This is a genomic window from Halomonas heilongjiangensis (assembly GCF_002879645.1).
Taxonomy (GTDB): Bacteria; Pseudomonadota; Gammaproteobacteria; order Pseudomonadales; family Halomonadaceae; genus Halomonas; species Halomonas heilongjiangensis.
On the sequence record NZ_PNRE01000072.1, the window covers coordinates 1 to 8,728 of the forward strand.

The following is an 8,728-nucleotide window of genomic DNA, read 5'->3' on the forward strand; positions in this document are numbered from 1 at the left end:
GAGCGCCTCGCGCACCTCGATGGCGTTGCCGGCGCAGGGGGCCAGCGGCTGGCTCATGTCGGTGAGCAGCGCGGTGGTCGGCGTGCCGGCCTTGTTCGCCACCTCGGCGATCGTTTCGGCGAGCTCCCGGGATTTCTCCGGCGTGGGCATAAAGGCACCGCTGCCGACCTTGACGTCCATCACCAGGGCATCGAGGCCGCAGGCGAGCTTCTTGCCGAGAATCGACGACACGATCAGCGGCAGCGACTCCACCGTGGCGGTGACGTCGCGCACGCCGTAGAGGCGCCGGTCGGCGGGGGCGAGGTCGGCGGTCTGGCCGATGATGGCCACGCCCGCCTCGCGGACCAGCTCGCGGAAGCGGGCGCGGTCGGGGGCGATGTCGTAGCCGGGGATCGCCTCGAGCTTGTCCAGGGTGCCGCCGGTATGGCCCAGGCCGCGGCCGGAGACCATCGGCACGCAGCCGCCGCAGGCGGCGATCCAGGGGCCCAGCACCAGCGAGACCAGGTCGCCGACCCCGCCGGTGGAGTGCTTGTCGAGCACCGGGCCGGGCAGGTCGAGCCCGGACCAGTCGAGCACCTCGCCGGAGTCGCGGATCGCCTCGGTCAGGGCCACGGTCTCGCTCGCGTTCATGCCGTTGAGGAATACCGCCATGGCCAGGGCGCCGACCTGGGCGTCGCCCAGGCTACCGTCCTTGATCCCGGCCACCAGCGCCCGGATCGATTCGGCATCGAGCGCCCGGCCGTCGCGCTTGGCGCGGATCAGCTCCTGGGGCAGGGCGTGGGCGTGCATCAGTAGCCTCCCGCCGGCGTGCCGTCGCCGGATCGCTGATTGCTCACGGTCAGGCCCAGGGTCTCGAGCAGGCTGTCGAGCAGCCCCGAGGCGCCGAAGCGGAAGTGCGCCGGGGTGGTCCAGTCGCCTCCCATCAGGCGCTCGGCGAGGGCCAGATAGGCCTGGGCGTCCTCGGCAGTGCGCACGCCGCCGGCGGCCTTGAAGCCGATGTCCCGCCCGCTGTCCCGGATGACGGTGAGCAGGAGCTCGGCGGCCTCCAGGGTGGCGTTGACCGCCACCTTGCCGGTGGAGGTCTTGAGGAAGTCGGCGCCGCCTTCCACGGCGAGCTCGCCGGCGCGGCGGATCAGGGTGGGGGCGGCCAGCTCGCCGGTCTCGAGGATCACCTTGAGCACGGCATCGCCGCACTCGCGCTTGCAGGCGGCGACCAGCTCGCGTCCCACCGTCTCGTCGCCTGCCATCAGCGCCCGGTAGGGGAAGACCACGTCGACCTCGTCGGCGCCGGCGGCGATGGCCGCGCGGGTCTCGGCGGCGGCCCGCTCGATGTCGGCGTCGCCGTGGGGGAAGTTGGTCACGGTGGCGATCTTCACCTTGCCGGCGAGCCCCTGTTCGGCAAGCGCCTGCCGGGCGGTGGCGATGAAGGCGGGGGAGACGCACACCGCTGCCGGGTGGCCCGCCGGGGTGGCGGCGCGTGCGCAGAGCGCCCGGGTGGTGGCGTCGGTGTCGTCGTCGTTGAGGCTGGTGAGATCCATCAGCGCCAGGGCCTGGCGCGCGGCCTGTTGCAGATCGGTCATGGGGTCTCCCCGGTGAAAGTGTGGGCGTGGCGTGCTGGTGTCGGGGGGAGCGGCGGGGTCGCCGCTCCCCGTTGGTGACGCTCGTCGGCGGTCGGGTTCCGAGCTCATCCCAGGGCCCCCAAGGCCAGGAAGAAGCCGGCGAGGGTGGCCGACATCAGGTTGGAGAGGGTGCCGGCCAGCACCGCCTTGAGACCGAAACGGGCGATGTCGTGACGGCGGTTGGGGGCGATGCTGCCGAGGCCGCCGAGCAGGATGGCGATCGACGACAGGTTGGCGAAGCCGCACAGCGCGAAGGAGAGGATCGCCATGGTGTGGGGCGTCATCGCCTGGCCGGTGGCGGCGACGAGCTGGTCGCCGTCGAGGTAGGGCGCCAGGTTGATATAGGCCACGAACTCGTTGACCACCAGCTTCTGGCCGATGAAGGAGCCGGCCAGGGTCGCCTCCTCCCAGGGCACGCCGAGCAGGAAGGCCAGCGGGGCGAACAGCCAGCCGAGGATCCACTCCAGGCTCAGCGACTCCATGCCGACCCAGCCGCCGACGCCGCCGAGCATGCCGTTGATCAGCGCGATCAGGCCGATGAAGGCGAGCAGCATGGCGCCGACGTTGGCGGCGAGCATCAGGCCGGAGGAGGCCCCGGCGGCGGCGGCGTCGAGCACGTTGGTCGGATGGTCCTCCTCCTCCTCGAGGCGCGCCTCGGCCGCGGAGATGCTGTCCTCGGGATCCTGGGTCTCGGGCATGATCAGCTTGGCGAACAGCAGCCCACCGGGGGCGGCCATGAAGGAGGCCGCCACCAGGTACTCCATGGGAATGCCGAGTGCCGCATAGCCGGCCAGCACCGAGCCTGCCACCGAGGCCAGGCCGCCGCACATCACCGCGAACAGCTGCGAGGGCGTCATGCGGGCGATGAAGGGACGCACCACCAGCGGCGCCTCGGTCTGGCCGACGAAGATGTTGGCGGTGGCCGAGAGCGATTCGGTGCGCGAGGTGCCCAGCGCCTTCTGCAGGGCGCCGCCGAGGAGGCGGATCACCCATTGCATGATGCCCAGGTAGTAGAGCACGGCGGTCAGCGAGGAGAAGAAGACGATCACCGGCAGGACCTTGATGGCGAAGACGAAGCCGACGTTCTCCACGTCGGCCAGGCCGCCGAACAGGAAGTCGATGCCGTCGTTGGCGTAGGCCACCACCTGGCTGACCGCCGCGGAGACGGTGGCGAGCACCGCCTGGCCGGCGGGCACGTAGAGCACGAAGGCGCCGATGCCGGCCTGGATGGCGAAGGCGCCGCCCACGGTACGCAGGCGGATCGACTTGCGGTCGGTCGAGAAGAGCAGGGCGATGACGATCAGCGTCGCCATCCCGACCAGGCTCATGATGGGGGTCATGGGGCACCTGTTGTCGTTGGTTTCACCCGGATGGGGTGGGGCATGAGTGTGAAGTGAAAAATATAACAGATAGTGTTATTTTTCTAACAACTTTTTGAGTGGCTCGCCCGAAGCCGCGAGGAGCGGCGAGCGCGATGGCAATTCTGCCGGCGCTCGATCAGCATGGAGACCCGCGGCGATCGCCGTGATACAGACGAGGAGGCTCGATGAACGGCCGCAGTGCCATGCGACTGGCGCGCCTGCAGGAGGCGCTGGCCGGAGGCGGGACCATGCGACTCGCCGAGGCAGCGAGACTCTGCGGGGTCTCGGAGATGACCATTCGTCGCGACGTGGCGGCCAGCGACGGGGCCATCACCTTCTTCGGCGGACGCCTGGTGATGGCCGACAACCCGCGCTTCGCGCCGGTCTACGACCTCGACGAGCAGCAGGTCAGCCACTACCCGGCCAAGTGCCGGCTCTGCGAACGGGCCGCCGCCTTCATCGAGAAGGGCGACACCCTGTTCATCGATTGCGGCACCACCCTGATGCCGCTGGTCGACTCCCTGGCGAACCACCGCGAGCTCACCGTGGTGACCTATGCCCTCAACGTGGCCAATGCGGTGAGCACGCTGCCCGGGGTGCGCCTGGTGCTGCTCGGCGGGCTCTACCACGGCTCGTCACAGTCGTTCGGTGGTGACGGCGTCGTCGAAGCGATCCGCCGTCTCGGCATCAACCGCGCCTTCCTCTCGGCGGCGGGCCTTCACGAGCAGAAGGGAGTGAGCTGCTTCCATTTCCATGAAGTGGCGCCCAAGCAGGCCGCCATCGCCACCGCCGGGCAGCGCCTGCTGGTGGCCGACGAGAGCAAGCTCGGCATGATCCGACCGGCGCGTTTCGCCGGGGTCGATGACTTCGACGTGGTGATCACCGACGGGGAGGCGGGGCGCCGGTTGCGGCAGGGTCGCCAGGCGGCCGGCCGGGGGCCGGAGGTCCTGCTCGCCTGACGGCGGCATACCGACCCTGTCCCGGATCAAGGCGAGGGCGCCCGGCCGTTGCTATCCTGCACAATAGGCAACGGTGTCAGACGGTCGTTGCCGGCGACTGGACCGATCGGTCGATGACACAGCGTCCCGCTTCCAGGAGACAATGACATGCAAGCTGCCGACGTCATGACCACCAACGTGATCAGCGTGACCGCGGATGCCGAGGTACGCGAGATCGCCAGCCTCCTGCTCGAGCACGGGATCAGTGCCGTTCCGGTGATCGATGCCGACCAGCGGGTGCTGGGTATCGTCAGCGAGGGCGACCTGATGCGTCGAGTCGAGAACGATACCGAGCACAAGTCCTGGTGGCTGAAGCTGATATCCGGTTCCAGTGCCGGTGAGTACGTCAAGTCCCATGGCCGCAGGGCCGGCGAGATCATGACCCCGAAGCCGGTCACCATCGGCGAGGACGAGCCGCTGCACCGCATCGCCAGCCTGCTCGAAAAACACCGGATCAAGCGGGTGCCGGTGGTGCGTGACGGCAGGCTCGTGGGGATCGTCAGCCGCTCCAATCTGCTGCGCGGGTTTTCGGTCACGGCACCGGACACGGGCCTGGATGTCACCGGCGACGACCGGGAGATCCGTGATGCCATTCTCAAGGAGGTCGACGAGAATACCGGCGTGCTGGTCGATCGCATCAACGTCATCGTCGCGGAAGGCAATGTGCAGCTATGGGGCCTGGTGGAGAATCAGGAGGAGAAGCTGGCCGTCCAGGTGGCCGCCGAGAACACCAGCGGTGTCAAGGCGGTGGAGAACAACCTGGGCTTCGTGCCCCGGGGCATGGCGAGTTTCTGAGGCGCCACCGAGCACCTTCGCCAACGCCAGCGGGGTGGCCATTCGGCCACCCCGCTGGCGTTGATGACACGCGGTATCCTCAGTCCTGGCGGGCTCGCGCCTGTCGCAGGGCGTTCTCGAGGTTCTCCAGGCTGCGGTCGCGCTGGTGCAGCTTGTCCAGGCCGAACAGGCCGATGCGGAAGGCCTGGAAGTCGTCGCCCTCGTCGCACATCAGCGGGACGCCGGTTGCGACCTGAACGCCGGCCTCGGCGAAGCGATCGACGATCGCGGGGTCGTCGGTGTAGCTGACCACCACGCCGGGGGCTTCGAACCCCGGCGCGGCGACGCTCGCGAGGCCATGCTCGGCGAGCATGGCGCGCACGCCCTGGCCCAGGGCCAGTTGCTCCTCTCGCAGCGTTTCCAGGCCATAGGCCTCGATCTCGGCCATCACGTCGCGCAGCCTGGCCAGGCCGTCGGTGGGCAGGGTGGCATGGTAGGCATGGCCGCCCCCCTCATAGGTCTCCATGATCGACAGCCACTTCTTCAGGTCGCAGGCGAAGCTGGTGCTGGTGGTGGAGTCGATGCTCTCCCGGGCCAGGCGCGACAGCATCACCATGCCGCAGCAGGGCGAGCCGCTCCAGCCCTTCTGGGGGGCGCTGACCAGCACGTCGACGCCGAGATCCTGCATGTCGACCCAGAGGGTGCCGGAGGCGATGCAGTCGAGCACGAAGAGGCCGCCCTCCTCGTGGATGGCATCGGCGATGCGGCGCAGGTAATCGTCGGGCAGCAGGATGCCGGACGAGGTCTCGACATGGGCGGCGAACACCACGTCGGGTTGCTCGGCGTGTATCGACTCGATCACGTCCTCGATGGACGGCGGGGCGAAGGGGGAGGTCGGGTCGTTCTCGTCGAGCCGGCGCGCCTTGAGGATATCGGCATCCGCGGGGATACGGCCCATCTCGAGGATCTGGCTCCAGCGATAACTGAACCAGCCGTTGCGAATCACCAGGCACCGGCGATCGGTGGCGAACTGGCGGGCCACGGCCTCCATGGCGAAGGTGCCGCTGCCCGGAACGATCACGGCGCTGTGTGCATGGTAGACACGTTTCAGGGTGGCGGAGATATCGCGCATCACGCCCTGGAAGCGGGCCGACATATGGTTCAGGGAGCGGTCGGTGTAGACCACCGAGTACTCCAGCAGTCCATCGGGGTCGACATCGGGTAGCAAGCCGGCCATTTCGTTCTCCGTATTGATTCCAGGCCTTCGTGAGCGAAGGGTCATTCATGCCCTGAGCATATTCCGATTCGCTAACGGGGGCCAGCGGCGGCGGCCAGCATGCAGGTATTCGTCAGTCGAGCCTATTCCGAGCTGGCCAGGGAATCTCCTTGTGGCATGGCGTCCTGGTCGATGGCGGCAATGGCCTTGGCGGCACGCTGTAGTGCCGGCAGGCATTGCAGGGCCTTCTCTTGTGTCATGCGCATGATGGGCGCCTGAATGGCGATGCCCAGGTTCGACCTACCTCCCCGAAGGTCGGGGGCCAGTACGGCAATGCAGATCAGGCCAGGCAGGAACTCCTCGTCATCGAAGGCAAAGCCGTTCTGGCGAACGGTCGCTATCTCGGCTTCCAGGGAATCGATATCGGTCAGGGTTCTCTTGGTGAACGCCTTGAGGGGGATCTCACTCAGCAGACGCTTGCGCTGCGCCGGGCTCATCTGGGCCAGGAACAACTTGCCGCTGGCCGAGCAGTGCACGGGAACCCGGGAGCCCGGGTGCAGATAGAAGCGCAGGGCGGCCGACGTCTCGACACGGTCGAGATAGAGGACCTCCCCGCCGGAGAGGGCCGTGATATTGCAGCTTTCGCCGACCTCGTCAACCAACTGGCTCAGCACCGCATGCCGGGCGCCGTGCACGGTGTCGTTGAGTAGCAGGTTCTCGGCCAGCCGACGCAGCCGGCTGCCCTTGCTGTAGTGGCGACTGTCGGCTTCGCGCTGGAGCATGCCGGACGTCTCGAGCTGTTGCAGCATGCGATGAAGGGTCGGCTTCGGTAGTCCGGTCTCCTCGACCAGGCTCTGCAGGGTGAAGAACTGATCCTTTTCGGCGATGACTTCCAGCAGCGCCAGCAGGCGCTGTGCGGGGGTATCGCCCTCAAGCTTGGTGATCTCGGGTTTGCTACTGGTCATGGCGCTGCCTCCCTTTGCTGCCAAGGTAAATTATTCTTGAAAAGAAATCAATTTGTACCGTTTTTTGAGATTTATTGTTGACGGGCAGTCTCGGGGTAGCTAGATTCTGATCAGGTTTCGTTATCCGGAACTTTTCGTACCACAAAAACATCAATCGGCGGCGCGCCGAGGAGGACCCGATGAGCACCCCAGAGAACCAGGACACCCGCAGCGTCGTGCAGGGCAAGCAGACCATGACCCCCTCGGAGGCCTTCGTCGAGACGCTGGTCGCCAACGGCGTGACCGACATGTTCGGCATCATGGGCTCGGCGTTCATGGACGCCATGGACATCTTCGCCCCGGCCGGCATCCGGCTGATCCCGGTGGTCCACGAGCAGGGCGCCGCCCACATGGCCGACGGCTATGCGCGGGTCTCCGGCCGCCACGGCACGGTGATCGGCCAGAACGGCCCGGGCATCTCCAACTGCGTGACCGGCATCGCCGCGGCCTACTGGGCGCACAGCCCGGTGGTGATCGTCACCCCCGAGGCGGGCACCACCGGCATCGGCCTGGGCGGCTTCCAGGAGTGCCACCAGCTGCCGATGTTCCAGGAGTTCACCAAGTACCAGGGCCACGTCACCCACCCGGCGCGCATGGCCGAGTACACCGGGCGCTGCTTCGACCGGGCGATGGCCGAGATGGGCCCGACCCAGCTCAATATCCCGCGCGACTACTTCTACGGCGAGATCGAGTGCGAGATCCCCCAGCCCTCGCGAGTCGACCGTGGCCCGGGCGGTACCAAGACCCTCAACGAGGCCGCCGAGCTGCTGGCCAAGGCCGAGTTCCCGGTGATCGTCTCCGGCGGTGGGGTGGTGATGGCCGACGGCGTCGAGGCCTGCCAGGCGCTGGCCGAGCGGCTGGGGGCGCCGGTGGTCAACAGCTACCAGCACAACGACTCCTTCCCGGCCAGCCATCCGCTGTGGTGCGGCCCGCTGGGCTACCAGGGCTCCAAGGCGGGCATGAAGCTGATCGCCCGGGCCGACGTGGTGGTGGCGCTGGGCACCCGCCTGGGGCCGTTCGGCACCCTGCCGCAGCACGGCCTGGACTACTGGCCGCAGGACGCCAAGATCATCCAGATCGACGCCGACCACAAGATGCTGGGGCTGGTGAAGAAGATCGCGGTGGGCATCTGCGGCGACGCCAGGGAAGCCGCCGAGGCGCTCACCGAGCGCCTGGCCGGCCGCGAGCTGGCCTGCGATGCCAGCAAGGCCCAGCGTGCCGAGCGGATCGCCAGCGAGAAGGCGGCCTGGGAGCGCGAGCTCGACGAGTGGACCCACGAGCAGGACCCGTTCAGCCTCGACGCCATCGACGAGGCCCAGGGCGAGACGCCGTTCTCCGGCGGCGAGTACCTGCACCCGCGCCAGGTGCTGCGCGAGCTGGAGAAGGCGATGCCCGAGGACGTGATGGTCTCCACCGACATCGGCAACATCAACGCCGTGGCGCACAGCTACCTGCGCTTCGACCGGCCGCGCAGCTTCTTCGCGCCGATGAGCTTCGGCAACTGCGGCTATGCGCTGCCGACCATCATCGGCGCCAAGGTGGCGGCGCCGCACCGGCCGGCGATCGCCTACGCCGGCGACGGTGCCTGGGGCATGAGCCTGATGGAGACCATGACCGCGGTGCGGCATGACATCCCGGTGACCGCGGTGGTGTTCCACAACCGCCAGTGGGGGGCGGAGAAGAAGAACCAGGTGGAGTTCTACAACCGGCGCTTCGTGGCCGGTGAGCTGGACAACCAGAGCTTCGCCGAGATCGG

8 protein-coding genes are annotated in these 8,728 nt (G+C 68.0%); 3 read left to right on the forward strand and 5 right to left on the reverse strand.

The genetic code is table 11. The features are described 5' to 3' along the window. From C1H66_RS16010 to C1H66_RS16020, 3 genes are all read right to left on the reverse strand, one after another. Positions 1-789 (reverse strand): thymidine phosphorylase (locus C1H66_RS16010; RefSeq protein WP_102628881.1); only part of this gene is annotated, 789 nt, incomplete at its 3' end. Then, on the reverse strand, positions 789-1,580 hold the full coding sequence (gene deoC / locus C1H66_RS16015) for a deoxyribose-phosphate aldolase (protein WP_102628882.1): 792 nt from the start codon (positions 1,578-1,580) through the stop codon (positions 789-791). The genes C1H66_RS16010 and deoC, both read right to left, overlap by 1 nt. Positions 1,581-1,684: 104 nt before the next feature. Next, entirely contained in the window at positions 1,685-2,959 is a 1,275-nt protein-coding gene (locus C1H66_RS16020; protein ID WP_102628883.1) for a NupC/NupG family nucleoside CNT transporter, read from the reverse strand. 206 nt (positions 2,960-3,165) lie between these two features. Here C1H66_RS16020 and C1H66_RS16025 point away from each other — a divergent pair, with 206 nt between their 5' ends. Together C1H66_RS16025 and C1H66_RS16030 are read left to right on the forward strand one after the other, a co-directional pair. Then, positions 3,166-3,939, forward strand: coding sequence for a DeoR/GlpR family DNA-binding transcription regulator (locus tag C1H66_RS16025; RefSeq protein WP_102628884.1), 774 nt, complete (start codon positions 3,166-3,168; stop codon positions 3,937-3,939). 147 nt (positions 3,940-4,086) lie between these two features. Beyond that, a complete protein-coding gene (locus tag C1H66_RS16030) occupies positions 4,087-4,773 on the forward strand; it encodes a CBS domain-containing protein (RefSeq protein ID WP_102628885.1) in 687 nt (228 codons plus the stop codon). Positions 4,774-4,852: 79 nt separating this feature from the next. Here C1H66_RS16030 and C1H66_RS16035 read toward each other — a convergent pair whose 3' ends face one another. Further along, positions 4,853-5,989, reverse strand: coding sequence for an aminotransferase class V-fold PLP-dependent enzyme (locus C1H66_RS16035; RefSeq protein WP_102628886.1), 1,137 nt, complete (start codon positions 5,987-5,989; stop codon positions 4,853-4,855). A 122-nt stretch (positions 5,990-6,111) separates the two neighbouring features. Continuing rightward, the gene (locus C1H66_RS16040; RefSeq protein WP_102628887.1) at positions 6,112-6,933 is read right to left on the reverse strand and encodes an IclR family transcriptional regulator; all 822 of its coding nucleotides are present in this window, start codon (positions 6,931-6,933) and stop codon (positions 6,112-6,114) included. A gap of 179 nt (positions 6,934-7,112) precedes the next feature. Here C1H66_RS16040 and xsc point away from each other — a divergent pair. After that, a partial coding sequence (gene xsc, locus C1H66_RS16045; RefSeq protein ID WP_102625874.1) for a sulfoacetaldehyde acetyltransferase occupies positions 7,113-8,728 on the forward strand: 1,616 nt, incomplete at its 3' end.

Coding starts and splice junctions, on each gene's coding strand:
- C1H66_RS16030 (WP_102628885.1), top strand. CDS start 4,087: ATGCAAGCTGCCGACGTCATGACCACCAACGTGATCAGCGTGACCGCG.
- C1H66_RS16035 (WP_102628886.1), bottom strand. CDS start 5,989: ATGGCCGGCTTGCTACCCGATGTCGACCCCGATGGACTGCTGGAGTAC.
- C1H66_RS16025 (WP_102628884.1), top strand. CDS start 3,166: ATGAACGGCCGCAGTGCCATGCGACTGGCGCGCCTGCAGGAGGCGCTG.
- deoC (WP_102628882.1), bottom strand. CDS start 1,580: ATGACCGATCTGCAACAGGCCGCGCGCCAGGCCCTGGCGCTGATGGAT.
- C1H66_RS16040 (WP_102628887.1), bottom strand. CDS start 6,933: ATGACCAGTAGCAAACCCGAGATCACCAAGCTTGAGGGCGATACCCCC.
- C1H66_RS16020 (WP_102628883.1), bottom strand. CDS start 2,959: ATGACCCCCATCATGAGCCTGGTCGGGATGGCGACGCTGATCGTCATC.